This window comes from Nitrosomonas sp. Nm132 (assembly GCF_900100485.1).
Classification (GTDB): Bacteria; Pseudomonadota; Gammaproteobacteria; order Burkholderiales; family Nitrosomonadaceae; genus Nitrosomonas.
Genome location: NZ_FNDH01000043.1, coordinates 1 through 19,825, shown reverse-complemented (window position 1 = coordinate 19,825; position 19,825 = coordinate 1). Strand labels below are relative to the sequence as shown.

17 protein-coding genes are annotated in these 19,825 nt (G+C 47.8%); 12 read left to right on the top strand and 5 right to left on the bottom strand.

Annotation, left to right across the window (positions count from 1 at the left end):
- Positions 1 to 34: 34 nt before the first annotated feature.
- Together BLP80_RS12250 and BLP80_RS12245 are read left to right on the top strand one after the other, a co-directional pair.
- Entirely contained in the window at positions 35 to 376 is a 342-nt protein-coding gene (locus tag BLP80_RS12250; protein ID WP_090543643.1) for a putative transposase, read from the top strand.
- A gap of 958 nt (positions 377 to 1,334) precedes the next feature.
- Positions 1,335 to 2,525: a porin gene (locus tag BLP80_RS12245; protein ID WP_090543641.1), complete on the top strand. Its 1,191-nt coding sequence runs from the start codon at positions 1,335 to 1,337 to the stop codon at positions 2,523 to 2,525.
- 123 nt (positions 2,526 to 2,648) lie between these two features.
- On the opposite strand, the gene BLP80_RS12240 is transcribed toward BLP80_RS12245, so the two are convergent.
- Positions 2,649 to 4,142, bottom strand: a complete 1,494-nt coding sequence (locus BLP80_RS12240; RefSeq protein WP_090543639.1) for a helicase HerA-like domain-containing protein — start codon at positions 4,140 to 4,142, stop codon at positions 2,649 to 2,651.
- A 218-nt stretch (positions 4,143 to 4,360) separates the two neighbouring features.
- Here BLP80_RS12240 and BLP80_RS12235 point away from each other — a divergent pair, with 218 nt between their 5' ends.
- The 6 genes from BLP80_RS12235 (at position 4,361) to BLP80_RS12210 (ending at position 11,152) form a co-directional block, all read left to right on the top strand.
- On the top strand, positions 4,361 to 5,893 hold the full coding sequence (locus tag BLP80_RS12235; RefSeq protein WP_090543637.1) for an ABC transporter permease: 1,533 nt from the start codon (positions 4,361 to 4,363) through the stop codon (positions 5,891 to 5,893).
- On the top strand, positions 5,890 to 7,950 hold the full coding sequence (locus tag BLP80_RS12230) for an ABC transporter ATP-binding protein (protein ID WP_090543635.1): 2,061 nt from the start codon (positions 5,890 to 5,892) through the stop codon (positions 7,948 to 7,950). Before BLP80_RS12235 ends, BLP80_RS12230 begins: the two co-directional genes overlap by 4 nt.
- 9 nt (positions 7,951 to 7,959) lie before the next feature.
- Positions 7,960 to 9,573, top strand: coding sequence for a peptide chain release factor 3 (locus BLP80_RS12225; RefSeq protein ID WP_176754364.1), 1,614 nt, complete (start codon positions 7,960 to 7,962; stop codon positions 9,571 to 9,573).
- Between the two features lie 229 nt (positions 9,574 to 9,802).
- Positions 9,803 to 10,285 (top strand): hypothetical protein, encoded by a 483-nt coding sequence (locus tag BLP80_RS12220; RefSeq protein ID WP_090543630.1) that lies wholly within the window; start codon positions 9,803 to 9,805, stop codon positions 10,283 to 10,285.
- Positions 10,286 to 10,300: 15 nt separating this feature from the next.
- Positions 10,301 to 10,843, top strand: coding sequence for a YMGG-like glycine zipper-containing protein (locus BLP80_RS12215; RefSeq protein ID WP_090543628.1), 543 nt, complete (start codon positions 10,301 to 10,303; stop codon positions 10,841 to 10,843).
- A gap of 72 nt (positions 10,844 to 10,915) precedes the next feature.
- Positions 10,916 to 11,152: a thioredoxin family protein gene (locus tag BLP80_RS12210; protein ID WP_090543626.1), complete on the top strand. Its 237-nt coding sequence runs from the start codon at positions 10,916 to 10,918 to the stop codon at positions 11,150 to 11,152.
- A gap of 81 nt (positions 11,153 to 11,233) precedes the next feature.
- Here the strand turns inward: BLP80_RS12210 and BLP80_RS12205 are convergent, their stop codons facing one another.
- Positions 11,234 to 12,844 carry an NAD-dependent malic enzyme gene (locus tag BLP80_RS12205; protein WP_090543624.1) on the bottom strand — a complete coding sequence of 537 codons (1,611 nt, stop codon included), beginning with the start codon at positions 12,842 to 12,844 and terminating at the stop codon, positions 11,234 to 11,236.
- Between the two features lie 311 nt (positions 12,845 to 13,155).
- Between BLP80_RS12205 and BLP80_RS12200 the strand changes: the two genes are divergently transcribed.
- The 4 genes from BLP80_RS12200 to lspA all read left to right on the top strand — a co-directional run bounded on the left by BLP80_RS12200 (position 13,156) and on the right by lspA (position 17,963).
- A complete protein-coding gene (locus BLP80_RS12200) occupies positions 13,156 to 13,587 on the top strand; it encodes a group III truncated hemoglobin (RefSeq protein WP_090543622.1) in 432 nt (143 codons plus the stop codon).
- A 74-nt stretch (positions 13,588 to 13,661) separates the two neighbouring features.
- Positions 13,662 to 14,621: a bifunctional riboflavin kinase/FAD synthetase gene (locus BLP80_RS12195; RefSeq protein WP_090543620.1), complete on the top strand. Its 960-nt coding sequence runs from the start codon at positions 13,662 to 13,664 to the stop codon at positions 14,619 to 14,621.
- Between the two features lie 20 nt (positions 14,622 to 14,641).
- Positions 14,642 to 17,461 (top strand): isoleucine--tRNA ligase, encoded by a 2,820-nt coding sequence (ileS, locus tag BLP80_RS12190; RefSeq protein WP_090543618.1) that lies wholly within the window; start codon positions 14,642 to 14,644, stop codon positions 17,459 to 17,461.
- Between the two features lie 37 nt (positions 17,462 to 17,498).
- Positions 17,499 to 17,963, top strand: coding sequence for a signal peptidase II (gene lspA / locus BLP80_RS12185; protein WP_090543646.1), 465 nt, complete (start codon positions 17,499 to 17,501; stop codon positions 17,961 to 17,963).
- A gap of 72 nt (positions 17,964 to 18,035) precedes the next feature.
- Here lspA and BLP80_RS12180 read toward each other — a convergent pair whose 3' ends face one another.
- The 3 genes from BLP80_RS12180 to BLP80_RS15735 form a co-directional block, all read right to left on the bottom strand.
- A complete protein-coding gene (locus BLP80_RS12180; RefSeq protein WP_090543616.1) occupies positions 18,036 to 18,425 on the bottom strand; it encodes a YchJ family protein in 390 nt (129 codons plus the stop codon).
- 170 nt (positions 18,426 to 18,595) lie between these two features.
- Positions 18,596 to 19,141, bottom strand: coding sequence for a hypothetical protein (locus BLP80_RS12175; RefSeq protein WP_143002291.1), 546 nt, complete (start codon positions 19,139 to 19,141; stop codon positions 18,596 to 18,598).
- Between the two features lie 487 nt (positions 19,142 to 19,628).
- A partial coding sequence (locus BLP80_RS15735) for a P-loop nucleotide/nucleoside kinase family protein (protein ID WP_218120451.1) occupies positions 19,629 to 19,825 on the bottom strand: 197 nt, incomplete at its 5' end.

Genomic DNA, 19,825 nt, shown 5'->3' with positions numbered 1-19,825 from the left:
CTGGTGACAGTCAAGCGCGCCATCAAACGATATCGTGAACACGGGCCGCGAGGATTCTACATCGAGAGAAAGTGGCGAGGACCCGCGGTACTCACTTAAAATCATTGCTTACCGCGCTGAATCGGCAATGATTAACATCGTCCGTGAATTCCTGCCCAAACCCGATCAGGCTCGAGCGTTTTTGCGCGCCTTATACGCTACAGAAGCCGATCTCTTGCCCGACTACTCAAACAAAACCTTAACCATCCGTTTGCACCACAGCGCACGCGCACATACTGATGAGGTCATCGCTAAGCTTTGCGAGGAGCTCAATGCTACTGAAACCTTCTTTCCTCGATCTGGACTTCGTCTGATCTTTAAATTGGGGTCATCTTAAAATCGTCGGGATCAGGTGGTCTGACCCTGCGCTAATCGGAGCGGCCAGCACTTCAACGCAGAACATTTGATCGATGTGTTACAAGGGAATCATATATCGAGAGTGTAAGACAGCAAAAATATGACAAAATCAGCACTTTCGGTATCGGCAAAGAGCTTAACCCGAATATTTCATAAATTGGCACGTGCCCTCACTTGTCTTTTGATTAATAAGAAAGATTTTGCTCAGTCGGGTGTATGAATTACGACACCACTCCTTCTCAAAACTTCCCTATTAATCAAAATTCTGCGTGATCATCACGCGAATTTATGAAATATTCGGGTTAACGAAAGAGAATGGCATGCAGTTTTCCAGCAATTAACAGCTAACAGCTCTTGGATATCTTGCTTGGGACAGCCAAAACCATCGCTTGCTTCACCTTACTCCTGCTTGTCGTGCTGCATTGAAAGAGAACAAATTATTCAGCCGTGACTTTCTTCCAAACGTAAATCGAATACTTCGGCACGACCCATGCATGACTCTATTTTGTCAAACTCCCATAGCTTATAAAAGCATCGTAACGAACGGCCTGAAAGCAAGATGAACGGAACACACATTAATGAGAAAACAAATTATCCAGGGACCAACTATGCTTGTTGCTCCAGATTAGCGTATCAATCTTCACATTCGGATGTGAGAATACTTGATATAACAAATGAAAGAACAAACTTGTTTTTAGATACTTTTTTCTAAAAAACGATCTTACAGAATATTCTCATGTTGCACAAAAGCAACACAATGTTGCTTAAAATCGAAAATTTGATTGTTTTTTGTTGCGTCACTGATTTGTGTTGGGCACAATCTGCCTAACCTTTCCAGCTCGGAAGGCCTGGATAATAAGAAGCACTCAATAAGAATGAGATTGATAGATTTTAAGCATGACGACCCCCGTCGTTTTAATTTTAAAGGAGAGTTTCACATGAAAAAGAAACTAATCGCGTTAGTGGTAGCAGGTGCACTTGCAGCTCCGGTAGTTGCCGCAGCACAAGGAACACATGTAACTATTTTTGGGCGAATTCAAGCTGAATACGCCACGGTCGACACTGATGGCAATGGCGCTCAGACAGGCGTTCTTGACGATGCAGCACAGTCACGCTGGGGTCTGCAGGTTGCCGAAGACCTTGGAATGGGTCTCAGAGCAATGGGACGTGTTGAATTCGGGTTCAATCCAGGTGCCGGCACTGATCAAACAGCACGGGAGCAATGGGTTGGTCTTGGCGGCAATGAATGGGGTGAAGTGAAATTTGGCCGGGTCCAATCACCCTTTAAGGATTTCGCAGGTGGTCACACGATTGATCCTTTTGCCTATACCAGTCTGCATGCTAACGGCAGTGGTGGTCTGATGACCGCAAACCTAAACGGTTTTGGAGCGGGTGACAATAGCTTCGTCAACAGCGCAGTCCGCTATGATTCACCTCTGGTTGAAGGGTTCTCAATGTCAGCTCTGTTGATGCCGGGCGATGCTAGAAAACTGGATCCGGTATTAGGTGCCGATGGACGCAACTCCGGTGGTGAGGATGGCGAGTGGGACTTCCAGGTTGCAGGTAAATACAGCGCCCAGATCGATGCACTCGGTTTCGACATTTTTGGTGGTTATTCACGTGATAACGTCAGCAATCGTATGAAATCATTAGGTAATGTAATCGATGACGAGGAAATCTGGCGTGGTGGTGCCTTGATCTCTTTTGCGGATCTGCGTGTTCGTGGCCAGTATGAATATGTCAACAATGCCAATCCTTTAGGCGGTGCAGCCTCCTGTACTCAGGCTGCTGCTTTCGGATCAGCTATTGGTTCAATTACTCTTGATGGACGCGGTCAATGTAATTCGGCTATGAACGCCAATGGCGATGGCTATCTCTGGATGGCAGGCGTCGATTATACGATCGGCAACACCATGCTAGTAGCACAGGGCGGTATGACCCATGCCTACAAACTAGCTGGTGTAGCTGGCTCAAAAGATGTCCAAAACATTACTGCCGGCGTCATTCATAGCCTGAGCAAACGTTCCAGTCTGTTTGGTGGATATCAGCGTGTCTGGGTAGATGACAAAAATCTTGTGGCAGATGCAGACCGCAATGTTTATTCAGTAGGGATGCGTCACGACTTCTAATCCAGTCCGGATCAGGCAAAAAAGGGTACCCTCTGGTACCCTTTTTTATTGCAAGCAACGCTTACAACAGAGAAATATACCTACTAAGTAACGCGCTGGGTAATCCGTCACAGCATTTTGCAATCAGCGACGATTCTTGCCCAGAATGGAACCGAGTATCCCCCGCAAAATCTGCCGTCCAATTTCACTACCCACAGTCCGGGCAGCACTTTTAGCCACTGTCTCTATAATTCCTTGAGGTTGGCGTCCTGATCGTTTACTATTCCCCTCTCCACCTAGCAGGTCACGCCAGTCAAACCCATGATCGCCCTCTGACTGTATTTCTTTACCAGCCTTCCTTTCAACCTGCTCTTTCAGAATTTCATAGGCCGATTCGCGATCAATAGTTTCCTCATAGTATCCATAGAAACCAGAGTTACGAATGATTTTCTGCCGCTCCTGATCGGTTACCGGACCAAGACGACTCATGGGCGGAAAGATTTTGCCAATCTCAACTGGATGAGGGCGCCCCTTCTCATCCAGAAAAGAAACCAATGCCTCGCCCACCCCCAACTCAGTAATCGCCGTTTCAACATTGATGTTAGAGTTCGAGCGGAATGTTTGTGCAGCAGCTTTAACCGCTTTCTGATCTCGGGGTGTAAATGCACGTAATGCATGCTGAACACGATTGCCAAGCTGCCCAAGTATTTTGTCAGGAATATCCAGTGGATTCTGACTGACAAAATAGATACCCACTGCCTTCGAACGGATCAATCGTACCACCTGCTCGATTTTATCCAGCAGAACTTTAGGCGCATCGTTGAACAATAAATGGGCTTCATCGAAGAAAAACACCAGCTTAGGTTTGTCGAGATCTCCTACCTCAGTAAGATTCTCGTATAACTCCGAAAGCAGCCAGAGCAATAAGGTAGCATAAAGACGTGGCGTGTTATGTAGCGTCTCAGCCGATAAAATATTGATCACACCCCGTCCATTCTCATTAGTTTGCATGAGGTCTGCAAAATTGAACATTGGCTCACCAAACAGATGCTCACCTCCTTCATGCTCCAATTGCAACAACCCCCGCTGGATAGCACCTACGCTTGCGGCTGAGATATTGCCATATTCTACTGTTAGCTTTTGAGCATTCTGCGAAGCATACTGTAGCATGGCACGCAGATCTTTCAGATCCAGCAATAGCCAGCCCTGATCATCCGCAGCCTTGAATACTGCTGTCAATACACCCGTTTGGGTATCATTGAGATTGAGTATACGGGAGAGCAACAAGGGCCCCATATCTGAAACCGTTGCGCGCATGGGATGCCCTTTCTGACCGAAAACATCCCAATAAACAACCGGGTTATCAGCATATTCAATAGTTGTTAAGCCGAGTTCCTTCGCTCGTGCCGCTACTTTTATATTGCCGCCACCGATCTGGCCAAGTCCTGACAGATCTCCTTTGATATCTGCCATGAACACGGGGATACCAGCCTCGGAGAATTGTTCTGCCAGAACCTGTAAAGTCACGGTCTTACCTGTGCCCGTCGCCCCGGCAATGAGGCCATGCCGATTGGCCATAGGAAGCAAGAGATCAAGTGTCGATCCTTTAGACTGCGCTATGATTAACCTATCACTCATGATTTGATTAAGTATGGATTAAAAGAATCAGATTTATCTTCAACGAATAACTTGTGAGTCTATCGACAACTGAATCTTATCAGCTGAAATATTCCTTGCCTACTTGCCTGACTTGGCTACAACAGAAATAGTTGTGCCCACACTGTAAAACCTGCAAGTAAATTACACTACAATACTCAATCGATTACTTTCAGTCATCATCAACATCTCAAATTATCATGCCTTTCGATCCGGTTATTCTTTGGACTGATGCATTAGTCTACTTACTTGTGGCTGTTGTGATCACCATTGGCTGGTATATACAACATCACTCGCATCTGCTCACGCCCTGGCGGCGGGCAACACATAGCGCAAGCGGCATGGCTGCCCTTACCGTTCTGGTTATTTTTATCTTAATCGGACTGCTCGATACTATCCATTTCCGTCCCGCACTAGACAATACTTCCGATAAGGCTGGTGAAAAAATTTACAGCGTGGAAGTGTTGAGTCTTTTTGATATCATTGTGACGCCGTTACGCACCCGTGTGGAAAAAACATACTCGGCCCCCCTTTCAGCTCACCTCTACGCAAAAGAAACCGTGGAATTAGCTGATGGCAGTCAAGCACGGGAATTTACCAGACTGATATATGGTGGCGCTCACTTAGAGGCACCCGAAACGCAACGAATAAATGATATCACCAAGCGAGCCATAACAGGCGCGGGATGGGGATTACTGGCTTGGAGTACGATTGTGGTTAGTTTGGGTATGCTCTTAGCCAGGCAGAATAATATAAGTTTTTTGCAAATGCAGTCCGCAATCTGGCGTGGCGTTACCGAAACACCCTGGTATGCCATCATGATTACGCTAGGGCTGATAGCTGTCCTGCTAGGCATGATCGTTACACTATCCACCCATTACCATGTGCTGGGAACCGACAAGGTCGGACAAGATGTGCTGTATCAATCACTCAAAAGTATTCGCACCGGACTCTTGATTGGTACGCTGACCACCCTGATCATGCTACCTTTCGCTCTTTTATTAGGGATCGCGGCTGGTTATTTCCGCGGTTGGGTCGATGATGTTATTCAATATACCTACACGACATTAAGCTCGATCCCCAGCGTTTTGCTCATTGCTGCCGCAGTGCTGATGATGCAGGTATACATCGAAATCCACCCCGAAATATTTGATACTGCTTCAGCGCGCGCTGATTTACGCTTACTGTTTCTTTGTATCATACTCGGCATCACCAGTTGGACAGGACTGTGCCGGTTATTGCGCGGAGAAACCCTCAAATTGCGTGAAATGGAGTATATCCAGGCTGCGCACGCATTTGCTGTTTCACATTGGCGGATTATCAGTCGCCATATTCTTCCCAACGTTATGCATATCGTTCTGATCACTATTGTCATGGATTTCAGTGGTCTGGTGCTGGCGGAAGCTGTGCTTTCTTATGTAGGCGTCGGCGTTGATCCTTCCATGATTAGCTTTGGGACCATGATCAATGCAGCAAGGCTGGAAATGGCGCGGGAACCCATGGTATGGTGGACGCTGCTCGCAGCATTTGGGTTCATGTTTATACTGGTGTTAAGCGCAAACCTTTTTGCCGATGCGGTTCAGAACGCCTTTAATCCACGCATCAGAACACTATCAGAAAAAGCCAGTCAGTCATCTTGCCAAGCAGGTAACATGCCGCAATCAAATACTCGCTCACCCCGCACAGCTACTTCCGCTATCTCTTCCGAAGCAAAGGATACCGCACACCCATGATGCCACTGCTGGAAATCGAGAGACTCAAAACGATTCTGAATACCGGCCCGAAACCTGTTCGTGCAGTAGATGGGCTGGGACTAAAAATTTTCAAAGGCGAAACATTCGCCCTCCTCGGAGAATCAGGTTGTGGCAAGTCCATGACGGCCCTTTCTATCATGCGCCTGCTGCCGGAAACAGCAGAGATCATTGAGGGCCATATCAAGATTGATGGTAATGATTTACTTCTTTTACCGGAAACGGATATGCGGAAAGTGCGCGGCAAGCGTATCAGCATGATTTTTCAGGAACCGATGCTTAGCCTGAATCCAGTGATGACCATCGCATCACAAATTGAAGAAGTACTGAAGCAACATTTTGATTTGCATCGCACCGACATCCCAAAACGCATACTGGATATATTGCAGCAGGTGGGCATCCCGGATGCCTCGCGCCGCATGGCTGAATATCCCTTCCAGTTTTCCGGTGGAATGAAACAACGTGTGATGATTGCCATGGCGCTCGCTGGAGAGCCAGAGCTCCTCATCGCCGACGAGCCAACTACTGCACTGGATGTTACTATCCAGGCGCAAGTGCTTGATCTCATGCGTGAACTACAGCAACGCACTGACATGGCGATTCTGCTCATTACGCATGATTTGGGAGTCGTCGCAGAAATGGCGCATCGCATTGCCGTCATGTACGCTGGAGAAATTATCGAGACCGCAACACGTGAAGATTTCTTTCAGCGGCCTGCCCACCCTTACTCCCAGAAATTATTCGCGGCTTTACCGACGAGAAGCAAGCGCAATCGGGGTTTGGCTGTGATCAGCGGAAATGTTCCTCCCCTGTCACAAGTATTCCAAGGCTGTCGTTTCGCGGATCGCTGTGATCATGCATGGGAATTATGCCGTCAAACAGTACCGGAGTGGATTGAAATGGCAGCCGATCATCGGGTAAAGTGCCACCTTTTCAGCGAACAAAAAGAATCAAAAGATCAGGCCAAGATACCACCAGAAACAGCCTCGTCCGCCGATGCTGATTACGCAGCACCTCATCAAGACGCTGAATTGCTAAACGTTACCGATCTCAAGATTCATTTTCCTATCCACAAAGGCTTACTCAAACACATCGCCGGATACGTCAAAGCAGTAGATGGCATTTCACTCACGATTGCACCGGGAAAAACGCTTGCGTTAGTGGGTGAATCCGGCTGTGGCAAAACCACGGTAGGCAAAGGAATTTGCCAGCTCATCCCAACCACTGCAGGGAGCGTACAGTTCAATGGCTCTGAACTCACAGGATTGGCACGCAATCAGCTACGTAAGAAACGCGCTGAATTTCAGATTATTTTTCAGGATCCCTACTCATCCCTTAACCCAAGAATGCGCATCATCGAAATCCTTGAAGAAGGCATGAATCCACTGGATTGTGATCGCCATGACAAAATAAAATCAAATCAAAAAGCAAATAAAGTCGATGAGCTCTTGCAGCGTGTGGGCTTGCCAGCAGAAGCAAAATGGCGTTACCCGCATGAGTTCTCTGGGGGCCAGCGCCAGCGGATTGCAATTGCACGTGCCTTGGCAGTTAACCCCAAATTATTGATTTGTGATGAACCGACAAGTGCACTCGATGTTTCCGTACAAGCACAAATCCTGAATCTGCTCAGAACTTTACAGCAAAACCTAGGTCTTGCTTATTTATTCATTACGCACAATATATCGGTAGTAGAATACCTGGCCGATGAAGTGGCAGTCATGTATCTGGGAAGAATTGTCGAAACAGGCCATGTGGATGAGGTGCTGAATGCACCTAAACACCCTTATACCCAGGCACTTCTGTCATCGGTGCCGGTGATTGAAGCAGCATCCAAGCGAGAAAGTATTCACCTGAAAGGCGAATTACCTTCCCCTACGAACACGCCATCAGGCTGCTACTTTCATCCTCGTTGTCCCTATGTAATGCCAATCTGCCGGGAAATCTATCCGGATAAGAGTACATTTAGTGCAACACATAGCGCACATTGCTACCTTTATGCGCAGAACCAGAATTCAGCAGAACCAGATAATAAGTGTTAAGGATTTTCAATAATGATTGACCAAGAAGTAAAACGACGCCGCACATTCGCCATTATTTCCCACCCGGATGCAGGCAAAACCACATTAACCGAAAAATTGCTTATGTTTGCGGGAGCAATCCATATCGCAGGCAGTGTCAAGGCTCGTAAGGCGAGCCGCCATGCCACTTCTGACTGGATGGAAATCGAAAAGCAACGGGGTATTTCGGTTGCAAGCTCAGTAATGCAAATGGAATATCGGGATCATGTCATCAATTTACTTGATACACCCGGCCACCAGGATTTCTCTGAAGATACTTACCGCGTTCTCACTGCCGTGGATGCCGCATTGATGGTCATTGATGCCGCTAATGGCGTGGAAGCTCAAACCCTGCGCCTACTGGAAGTATGCCGGGCCCGTAACACACCTATCCTCACCTTCATCAACAAAATGGATCGTGAAGTACGTAACCCGCTTGATCTTATCGACGAAATTGAGCGCACACTCGATATGACCACCATACCCTTTACCTGGCCAATAGGAATGGGCAAGCAATTTCATGGTGTATTTGATCTGCAGCATCATTGCATGCGCCTATTCCGCCCGGGTGCTGATCGCGTGGAAAATGAAGATGAAATGATCATCAGGAATTTAGATGATGAAGCAATGACTGAGCGTTTTGGCGAGAGATTCATTGAGGCACGGCAAGAAATTGATTTGATCCGTGGCGTATCTCCAGAATTCGATCGCGCTGCTTTTCTTGCTGGCGAGCAAACACCCGTATTTTTTGGTTCAGCCATCAATAATTTTGGTGTGCGTGAAATTCTTGATGCGCTCATCGATCTGGCTCCTCCCCCAGGGTCGCGTAAAGCCATTCAGCGTGAAGTACCGCCGGCTGAACCTAAATTCTCCGGGGTCGTTTTCAAAATCCAGGCCAATATGAATCCAGCACACCGTGATCGTATTGCGTTTGTACGTATCTGCTCGGGAGAATTCAAACGTGGAATGAATCTCAAGGTTGTCCGTAGCGGCAAAGAAGTGCGCACCAGCACCGTTGTTTCATTCCTCTCACAACGACGCGAGCTCCTTGAAACCGCGTATCCCGGAGATATTATCGGTATTCCCAATCATGGGACATTGCAGCTAGGTGACACCCTTACCGAAGGGGAAGCGCTCCATTTCACCGGCTTACCCTTCTTTGCGCCCGAAATATTCCAGACGATTGAAATTGCTGATCCCATGCGTAGCAAACAACTCAAATTAGGACTGACGCAATTAGGCGAGGAAGGCGCGATACAAGTCTTCCGTCCCCACATAGGCAGTACCTTGTTACTGGGAGCTGTGGGAAATCTGCAGTTTGAAGTGGTAACGCATAGACTGCAACACGAATACGGTGTCGATGCACGCATTGCCTCTGCCAAATATCAATTGGCCCGCTGGATTACCGCTGATGATCCCAAGGAACTACAACGCTTCATCGATTCAAATGCGCACCGTATTGCTTATGACGCGGTCGATGCACCTACATTTCTGGCTTCCTTCGCTGCGGAATTAAGTGTCGCGAAGGAGAACTGGCCTGCTATCTGCTTTCACAAAATGCGAGAGCATGCTGGATTGGTATTTCAAAGTCATGCGAGCAATTGAGAAAGAACCGACCTTCGGATTACTCAAATTAATTCCTACCCTCGAGTCACCTAAAGCCACAAAAATACCCCATGCTTTGAAACTTCAAATATATTTGTCTCTTTTCTTAGCTTTCTATAATGTTGGGAAACTTTAATGAAACCAGCCCATCAAATTCTGGTTATTTAAAATAAAAATAGCTTACTCGGAAGCTAGCCCGAGTTATCTGTAGGATACGATGGAGATTTTCATGAGAAAGATCAGCTTTCCTTACTTAACGATTGCTTTTCTCGCAATGGTGTTGAATGAGGCAGCATGGGCAGATCGCAGTCATAATTATTATCGCAGTCACAATCATTCCCATGGGCATAGTCACCACTCCAATAGATATAGTTTTAACTTAGGATTAGGATTGGGTTACGGTACATCGACGTTTGGCTACTATGGAGGCCGTGGCAGTGGTTTTTATGGTAGTTATTCTTTTGGCTATCCTTATTATCCTTATTATTATAGACCCTATTATGGAGGATATGCGCCGCCTCCATACTATCCACCTGTCGTTGTCGTTCCTGCAACCCCGCCGGTTTATATCCAGCAACCCAGCCCCATACAATCCCCCCCACCCCCGCAAACCAATTACTGGCATTATTGTGAAAACCCGTCAGGCTATTATCCTTATGTCAAAAAATGTCCAGGTGGGTGGCTAAAAGTTGCTCCCCAACCGACAGAATAATTTAAGGAGCCATTCATGGAAGAAATTTCCAGATTAACTTATTTCTTACCGCCGCTTTTGCTTGTCGCATGTGTACATATACCCAGTGGTCCGAGCGTTATGGTGCTGCCAGGCGCTGGTAAAAGCTTTGATCAGTTTCGTAGCGATGATTATCTGTGCAAGCAATATGCCAGCCAACAAAGTGATGGTCAGACACCTAGACAAGCTTCCGTATCCAGCGGAGTGGAAAGTGCGGCAGTAGGCGCTGCGCTGGGTGCAGCTGCAGGTGCCGCGTTCGGAGGTGGGCGTGGAGCGGCAATTGGCGCGGGCAGTGGCTTGCTGGCAGGCAGTTTAAGTGGCAGCGAGACAGCTCGAACCTCTGGATATATTAGTCAACAGCGTTATGACATGTCTTATATTCAGTGTATGTATGCAAGTGGCCATCGTGTCCCGGTAGCAGGGCAGTTTTTGAATGATCCTTACGTGAGTCAGACTACTGGCCCTGCTACTCAACCCTCAGCAAGAAGCATACCGCCACCACCACCTGGCAATCCCCCTCCCCCTCCCTCAGCTGATTAATCCAGAAACGATTCTCTTGTGTGATAGAATGCGCGGGCGATTTGTGTAAACAATGTTAAAAGGAGTCTTATAATGGCAGCAAAAGCTATTTTTTATCATGCCGGTTGCCCGGTATGTGTTGCAGCAGAGGATACTGTAGCCAACGCAATTGATCGTTCAAAATATGATGTTGAAATTGTGCATCTGGGCACTGACAAATCCCGGATTGGCGAAGCAGAAGCAGCTGGAGTCAAATCGGTTCCGGCACTTGTGATGGATGGCGCAGCATTTCATATCAACTTTGGCGCCAGTATTGACGATCTGAAATGATGCATTAGTTGTACTCAAGGCTGTTAGCAGAACCCCCAGAGATGGGGGTTTTTTATTCTGGCCCCAGCACACCGTTGAAATTCAATAATCGGGTTCATACATCAGTGATCGGACGTATGTTGCAAGATCCTCGGGAAGCGTGTTCTCCGTTAGCTCTTCTTGTTGGGCAATCTGGCAAACAGCAACTGCGATGGCATGAGAAACGCTGCGAACGCGGTTAAGTGTTGGATAAATTGCGCCTGCCTCGATCTCCTCCGGCAAAACCATGTCTGCGAGTACCTTGGCAGCAGCCAGAAACATGCTGTCTGTCACGAGCCGCGCTCGACTGGCCATGACACCGAGACCAATGCCTGGAAAGATATAGGCATTATTCCCCTGAGCCGGCTTGAACAGCTTTTCACCCAGCCTGAAGACTGGAAAAGGGCTGCCACTGGCAAAGATAGCCCGCCCGTCAGTCCATCGATAGGCTTCTTCAGCGGTACATTCCGTGTGAGAAGTCGGATTGGACAGCGCGATAATAACCGGGCGTTCATTGAATTCCGCCATTTTCCTAATAATCGCTTCATGAAATGTCCCTGCCACACCCGTCGCGCCGATCAGTACGTCTGGGCGAATACTTTCGACCGCCTCAAGAAAATTTACTGGCGCATGTTCGTGGGCAAAAGGCTGAATAGGGGATTTAAACTGCTCTCGACTTGATACCACCAATCCTTGCCTATCCACAAACCAAAGTCTTGACCTTGCAAGCTCCTCACTAAGACCGGCTGCGCAAAATGCCGGGACCATCAATTTAGCGATCCCGCTTGCTGCAGAACCCGTCCCGAGTAGCATAATATTTAGATCGGTAAATCGCTTGTGCGTGATGCGGCAAGAGGTATAAACACCCGCCAGTGTAACCGCCGCCGTACCTTGAATATCGTCATTAAAACAGCGCACCCGTCTTCGATAATGATCGAGAAGCTCAAAAGCATGCCGACTCTGAAAATCTTCGAATTGAATCAATGCGTTGGGAAATTTTACCCGAACAGCCTGGATAAATTCATCAACCAATGACAAATAAGCATCTCCAGTTAGCCGGGGATAAGGGTAACCCAAATAAAGCAAATCTTCGCGCAAAGGTTGATTATTCGTCCCGACATCAAGCATCATAGGCAAGCAATGCGCCGGATGGATACCTGCACAGGCCACATACAAAGCGGTCTTGCCTATCGAGATTCCCATGCCGTTAGCGCCCAAATCACCAAGTCCCAATATCCTCCCGCCATCGGTAACCACAATGATACGCACATCCGTCTCATGCCAGTTACCAAGTATCGAGGCAATCTCGCCCCGATCATCTGGGGTAATGTAAAAACCCTGCGGATTTCTGAATATATGAGCAAATTCCTTACAGGCCTCTCCTACGGTGGGGGTATAAACCAAGGGCATGATCTCATCGACATGGTCGATCATCGTCCGGTAAAATAATCGCTGATTCCGTTCCCGCAAGCTATTTAGAAAGATGTATTTTTCGATATCGCTGTTCTTCAGGCGCAGATTACCTAACACGCGTTCCTGCTGCGTTTTGATATCCGCCACCTGATAAGGCAGCAAGCCACGCAGACCAAACTGATTTCGTTCTTCGCGCGAAAAAGCAGTTGATTTATTTTGAGCTGGATCATCCAGCAGGGATTTACCTCGCAATAGCTTCATCTCGATAGCCTTTTCAGCGTCTGTAAAACTGCTTTGAATTGCTTTGTTATACTTGTATTGATTTTCGCCATTTTCTACCCATCATAGTATTTTTGACGAGAAACTTGCGATCCCTACTCTTGAATGACTATCCAACCAGTTTTCTAACATCAAATCCGTGGTTAGACAATCTATACAGTAACCGATAAACTAAAGGTAAAATTCAAAAACAAAGGTATATATTTATCATCACACGTATTGCAGCATACGTCGAGACCAAAAAGACTGATCTTACGCCGTTGCATGGTAATTTTTAATCTATAAATAGAGTTATGACATCATTTTCCGTACCTACACCTAATCCAGATCTATACACTGAAGAAGAAATCTCACGATTAGTCCACGATTTTTATGCGAAAGCGAGAAAAGACCCTGATCTTGGGCCGATTTTTGAAGAGCACGTTATTGACTGGGATGCTCATTTTGTTCAAATGACTAACTTCTGGTCGGCTCAATTGCGAGGCACCAGCCGCTTCCGGGGCGCTCCCATGCCTAAACATATTGCTCTTCCGGAACTGAATGCGGATCTATTTAAACGATGGTTGCAACTATTTAGGGAAACCACGCATGAATTGGGCAACTCCGTATTGAAGCATCACGCAGATACCGTTGCCACTTTTATTGCAGGCAGATTATGGCTTGGCTATCAAATGAGCAACTTTCCAGATCGACAACCTATGGAACTTTTTGCTGAAGCGCATTGATTTAGTCAAATACGCCGTGCCCGATCATTTCAAGTCGTAGCTTCGACATCCAACCCATTAATCCACTCGGTATCATGCAAGTTTGCAGAAAGGCTTCTGCTAGACCAGAAGTACCTATGGCATTGACTATAGGCAATTTTGATGGCGTGCATTTAGGCCACCAGGCCATGCTTGCACGTCTGAAGCAGGCAGCCGATCAACTGAATATAGCTTCCTGTGTCATGACATTTGAGCCGCATCCGCGTGAATTTCTCGCTCCGGGTCAGGCACCCACACGCCTTACGAGTTTACGCGAGAAATTGGAGTTACTGGCAGAATCTGGCATCGATCGCGTGCAGATTTACCGCTTCAACCATGATTTCGCAAAAATCGGTACAGAATCATTCATGGCACGCACCCTTCAACAAGAGCTTGCTGTTCGCTGGCTACTGGTAGGAGATGATTTTCGTTTTGGCGCACAGCGCGCGGGTAATGTAGACATGCTAAGAACATTCTCTCAAAGAAAGGGCAGTTTTGAAGTAGAAATCATGCCTGATTTTAGTGTGAATGGCTTACGCGTATCGAGTACTGCTGTACGGGAAGCATTAGCTTATGGCAATCTGAATCTCGCTAAACAGCTACTAGGACGACCCTATAGTATCAGTGGACGCGTCGTGGATGGTGATAAACTAGGGAAGCAAATTGGATTTCCCACAGCCAACATCCAATTGAAACATAATCGTCCGCCGCTGATGGGAATTTTCGTGGTAGAAGTCAGTAGCCAATCCGGCTCCGCTCTGCCTGCAACGATGCGCGGTGTGGCAAGTCTAGGTATACGACCGACTACTCATGCGATGAGTAAACCTGTTCTGGAAGTTCATTTGTTTGATTTCTGCCAGGAAATTTATGGCCATCATTTACGCGTGCATTTCCTGCATAAGCTCAGAGATGAAGAAAAATACCCTGATTTAGAGACATTGATCAGACAAATAAAGCGAGACGTTGAAAACGCAAAAGACTATTTTATGGCCCAAGCAGACCTTACTTCATCGTAAAAAAACTGGATCAACATTCCATGACTGATTACAAAAAAACGCTCAACTTACCCGATACCCCTTTTCCGATGCGCGGCGATCTTGCCAAGCGGGAGCCAGGCATGCTTAAAGCCTGGCAAGAGAAACAGCTCTATCAGAAAATTCGTGCCGCCTGCCAAGGTCGTCCCAAATTTATTCTGCACGACGGCCCACCCTATGCCAATGGAGATATTCATATCGGTCACGCCGTCAATAAGATCCTCAAGGACATCATCATCAAAAGCAAAACACTGGAAGGCTTTGATGCACCTTATGTTCCGGGTTGGGATTGTCATGGGTTGCCCATTGAGCATCAGATCGAAAAAAAACATGGCAAGAATCTTCCGGCGGATCAAGTACGTAAACTCTGTCGCGCTTTCGCCCAAGAGCAAGTCGAGCGGCAAAAGGCTGATTTCATTCGCCTGGGCGTACTGGGCGATTGGGAGCATCCCTATCTCACCATGAATTACCAAACCGAGGCCGGCATCATTCGGGCGCTTGGTAAAATTTATGAAAATGGTTATCTCTATCAAGGGCAAAAGCCGGTTAACTGGTGTATCGATTGTGGTTCAGCACTGGCAGAAGCAGAAGTTGATTACGAAAATAAAACCTCACCTGCGATTGATGTTGGCTTTGAAATCGTTTGCGATCACGCTGCCGAACACCCGCTTGCCAAACCATTCGCGCTATCGATACCGGCAGACCAAAAAGCTTACGCGGTCATCTGGACCACTACCCCATGGACCTTGCCCGCCAACCAGGCCGTTTGTGTGCATCCAGACTTCGATTATGAATTGATTAATACCCCGCATGGATTATTGATCTTGGCCGCCGGGCTCAAGCAAGCTTGTTTAACGCGCTATCAATCCGAAGGTGAAACGCTGGCCACCTGCAAAGGGCGCGACCTGGAGCATCTGCCACTCCGCCATCCATTTGATACGCGCAACGTCACCATCATCTGTGGCAAGCACGTCACGCTGGAAGCTGGCACGGGCTTGGTCCACACTGCGCCTGCCCATGGTCTGGATGACTACTTCATTGGTCAGCAATATGGGTTACCCAGCGATAGTCCGGTCGGGGGCGATGGTAAATTCATCAGCACCACGCCACTGGTAGGTGGCCTGTTTGTCTGGAAAGCCAATGATATCCTCATCGATGCCCTCAGAACCAGCCAGCATTTGTTGCATATGGAAAAAATCGAGCACAGTTACCCGCACTGCTGGCGGCACAAAACACCGATCATTTTCCGCTCGACACCGCAGTGGTTTATCGGCATGAATGCAATACACAGCGCGAGTACCTCCCAAGAGGGAATACCACTGCGTACACTCGCCAAGAAAGCCGTCGACGCGACCACTTTCTTCCCCGCGTGGGGACGGGCGCGTCTGGAAGCGATGATCAGAAATCGTCCGGATTGGTGCATCTCGCGTCAACGGAACTGGGGTGTTCCCATGACATTCTTCGTACACAAGGAAACCCATGCTTTGCATCCCCGTACGTCCGAATTACTGGAAGCTGTCGCTCATGAAGTAGAAAAATACGGCATCGAAGCGTGGTTCAAGCTCGATGCCGCCTCGTTGCTGGGTGATGAAGCCAAGGACTATCAGAAGTTGAGCGATACGCTGGATGTGTGGTTTGATTCCGGCACTACACATGACACCGTACTCAAGCACACTTCGCAACTCAATCATCCGGCTGATCTTTATCTGGAGGGCTCAGATCAGCATCGCGGCTGGTTCCAGTCCTCATTGCTGACAGGCTGCGCCATGGATGGCCACGCCCCTTATCGCGCTTTGCTGACACACGGCTTCGTCGTGGATGGCCAGGGCCACAAAATGAGCAAATCCAAGGGAAATGTGATCGCACCGCAAAAAGTGGTGGATACTTTGGGTGCGGATATCTTACGTCTGTGGGTCGCTTCGACTGATTACTCGGGCGAGCTATTCATATCTGATGAAATCCTTAAGCGCACCGTCGAAACCTATCGGCGTATCCGCAACACCCTGCGCTTTCTGTTAGCCAATCTGGCCGATTTTGACCCAGCTACGGATGGCCTGCCAATCGATAACTGGCTGGAAATCGATCGTTATATGCTGGCTTATACCGAAACGCTGCAAAATGATTTAACCGCACTCTATCAGCGCTATGAGTTTCACCAGATCGTGCACACATTACATAATTTCTGCTCGGAAGATTTAGGTGGATTCTATCTGGATATCCTGAAAGACCGCCTGTATACCACCGCAGCCAAGAGTGGGTCACGCCGCTCCGCCCAGAGTGCGCTATATCATATCACCCACAGCCTGGTGCGCTTGTTTGCCCCGATTCTAAGTTTCACCGCTGAAGAAGTCTGGGAACAGTTAACAACCATACCGGGCGACAGTGTGCTGCTGCATGCCTGGCACCGTTTTCCCGCCCACGCGCAATCGACAGCGGAAACCGACACACTGCTCCAGCGCTGGAACCGGCTGCGCCAACTACGCTCACGCGTGCAGAAAAAATTGGAGGAAGCGCGTGCGCAAGGCGCTATCGGCTCATCCCTGGCCGCTATTGTAGATATCCATGCCACGGGAGAAGATTTCACATTGCTCAACTCACTCGGGAATGATCTGCGCTTTGTCATGATTACCTCGGAAGTACGCCTGCACCAGGCGCCCGCCGCCGAGGAAGACAATATCACGGTAACGGCCAGCTTACATGCCAAATGTGAGCGCTGCTGGCATTATCGCCAGGATGTCGGTCACAACGCGGATCATCCTACCCTGTGTAATCGATGCATATCCAATTTTCATGGGGCGGGAGAGTTACGGCATCACGCCTAATTTTTTAATCTTATTCGCTGATAACAACACCTATCCAATGAAGCTCTATTACAGCCTGACAATTGCATTGATCGTTTTAACTCTGGATTTAGCCACCAAGTACTGGATTGAGTCCAACTTGGTCTATGGTCAGCAGATTCCGGTCATTCCCTTTTTTAATTTGGTGCTTACTTACAATACTGGAGCAGCCTTCAGCTTCCTGAACGATGCAGCTGGCTGGCAACGCTGGTTCTTGAGCGGCATTGCATTGATTGCGTCAATAGTGATTATTTTTCTATTGCGTAAACACGCAAATGACAAACTGTTTTGTATCGCCCTGAGCTTCATTCTAGGAGGTGCGTTGGGAAATTTATGGGATCGCATCACCCTTGGGCATGTAGTCGATTTTCTCGATTTCTACCTTAGCAACTATCACTGGCCTGCATTTAATATTGCAGATTCAGCGATTTCTATCGGAGCAGGATTACTGATTTATGATAGTTTCCGCTCGAAAAATTCGTAAAGCGCCATAAAAGAATGCTTCTCTTCAGAAATTGTCGATTGACAGTTTTGTCGTTGTGATATGTTTCCAATCTTAGAGGATATCGCCATCCACATAGAACCACTGCTCTGCCTTGCACACAAAGCGGCTGATTTCATGTAGCCGGTGAGCACGGCCACCCACTTTGCAGCGTGCGATAAACTCAACTACCGCCTGACCTGATCCCTGTTGTTCATGGCGTTTCACTTCAAGACCCAGCCATTTACTGCGTGGTTCACTTGCCAATTCAAGTGAGATAGGACGTGTACTGTGATACCAAGTAGCCAAAAGATAATCTTCGCGACCAAGTGTATAGGCAGTGTAACGTGAACGCATCAATATTTCTGCCGTGGGCGCACTCTCGCCTTTGTCCAGATAACGGCCACAACATTCAATGTATTGCTTATTGCTGCCACACGGACAGTGTATCGTTTTTGTATCCATATAAAGCCGGAAGATTCATTCCTGAAGTTATTCTATCTGACGATATAAACATCAATTGGAAGAAGTGGCTCACCCTTCACATGCCTTTTCTACTCTTAGGCCACCCGGGAAGGCTGATCGGAGTGCTGTCCCACACCGTTCCAAGAAAAACCAAAAATTTCATAAGCATTCTAATAGCTTTCTAATACAGGAATAAAGTTCGCGGTGAAGCACCAAGGGGTTAGGCACTTTGAAGTGGTTCGTTCGATCAGCACAATATGGTGTCCAATAAGTTCACAAAGACGAGTACTAATCGAAGCTTCAGTAAGAGACTTACGAAAGTCATCAAGTAGTGTCTTGATTTCGGAAAGCGCCTCAGACGAGATTTCAGTCTCTTCGTCCGGAAGGATCTCGGTGCAGAAAGCCAATGCAAGTAACGTTTCCTGCCGGAGATGCTGTTTGACCTGACTCCAGGGTGCACCTAGCAACATAGGGGAAAGAGAGCACTCAATGTTTGTTAGCGCCCCAGAATACAGGGACTCACTGAAGTTTGTGGATTGCATCCAGACACTAACCACCCCCAACTCGCAATGCAGCCAGCCAAGGCGCTCCGATACTTGGGTTGCCCGCTTGTTCGGATTTGACTCGTTGACGCCAAGTATCTTGGCCCATGCTTCAAGAACTTGTATGTTGTTCTGGAAGTGCTCCGCCTGTCGGAGGAGGTCTTGCAGTCGCATAGCTGAGTTGAGGTGCTTTGGCATATAGTCAGGTACCTAATAAGTAATTATCAAATTTCCGCTTATCTACCATACTCAAGAATAAGAAACAATTAATTCGTGATGTTAGTCAGCTTTGCTACCTGTACATCCATCCGAAATGGAACGATAAGCAATTCCATAAATCATGACAGACTGGAAGTACAACTACGAAGATGGTGCAGGCCTAGCTTTTATTAGCTAAAACTTATTATCCACAATTTTCGTGGATAAGGCTGTGGGTAACTGTCTTATGTCAAAGCGGGAGAAGGAGTATTCAGAGTGCTTCAAAAAGATCCTGAACACCTTCCCAACAGCAAGATGTCATGAGACACTTCTTCCATTGCAACACACTGCGGCACTAAACAGGTAGTGCCTAAGCCGTCGCTTGCCTCTTGGTTATTGATCTGTTCCGGGTTCTATAAACGAATCTAGCTGATACTCAACTGAGCGCTGCCCTGCCAGCAAGTTACCTATTTGACCCAGCCGGATCATTGACAGCGGCCTCTAGTCGTGCTGCCACGGATGCAACAGTGGTCGCCTCTACCACCCAGCGCGCTTCATCAGCCGTCAGCGGTTCCTGGGTTTTCAACTGCAGCTCCAGCACAGAAATATCCGCCTCGGAAGCATCTCTACCCGCCTTGCTGCGAGCTTGAACGCGCTGTC

Coding starts and splice junctions, on each gene's coding strand:
- BLP80_RS12245 (WP_090543641.1), top strand. CDS start 1,335: ATGAAAAAGAAACTAATCGCGTTAGTGGTAGCAGGTGCACTTGCAGCT.
- BLP80_RS12240 (WP_090543639.1), bottom strand. CDS start 4,142: ATGAGTGATAGGTTAATCATAGCGCAGTCTAAAGGATCGACACTTGAT.
- BLP80_RS12235 (WP_090543637.1), top strand. CDS start 4,361: ATGCCTTTCGATCCGGTTATTCTTTGGACTGATGCATTAGTCTACTTA.
- BLP80_RS12230 (WP_090543635.1), top strand. CDS start 5,890: ATGATGCCACTGCTGGAAATCGAGAGACTCAAAACGATTCTGAATACC.
- BLP80_RS12220 (WP_090543630.1), top strand. CDS start 9,803: ATGAGAAAGATCAGCTTTCCTTACTTAACGATTGCTTTTCTCGCAATG.
- BLP80_RS12215 (WP_090543628.1), top strand. CDS start 10,301: ATGGAAGAAATTTCCAGATTAACTTATTTCTTACCGCCGCTTTTGCTT.
- BLP80_RS12210 (WP_090543626.1), top strand. CDS start 10,916: ATGGCAGCAAAAGCTATTTTTTATCATGCCGGTTGCCCGGTATGTGTT.
- BLP80_RS12205 (WP_090543624.1), bottom strand. CDS start 12,844: ATGAAGCTATTGCGAGGTAAATCCCTGCTGGATGATCCAGCTCAAAAT.
- BLP80_RS12200 (WP_090543622.1), top strand. CDS start 13,156: ATGACATCATTTTCCGTACCTACACCTAATCCAGATCTATACACTGAA.
- BLP80_RS12195 (WP_090543620.1), top strand. CDS start 13,662: ATGCAAGTTTGCAGAAAGGCTTCTGCTAGACCAGAAGTACCTATGGCA.
- ileS (WP_090543618.1), top strand. CDS start 14,642: ATGACTGATTACAAAAAAACGCTCAACTTACCCGATACCCCTTTTCCG.
- lspA (WP_090543646.1), top strand. CDS start 17,499: ATGAAGCTCTATTACAGCCTGACAATTGCATTGATCGTTTTAACTCTG.
- BLP80_RS12180 (WP_090543616.1), bottom strand. CDS start 18,425: ATGGATACAAAAACGATACACTGTCCGTGTGGCAGCAATAAGCAATAC.
- BLP80_RS12175 (WP_143002291.1), bottom strand. CDS start 19,141: ATGCGACTGCAAGACCTCCTCCGACAGGCGGAGCACTTCCAGAACAAC.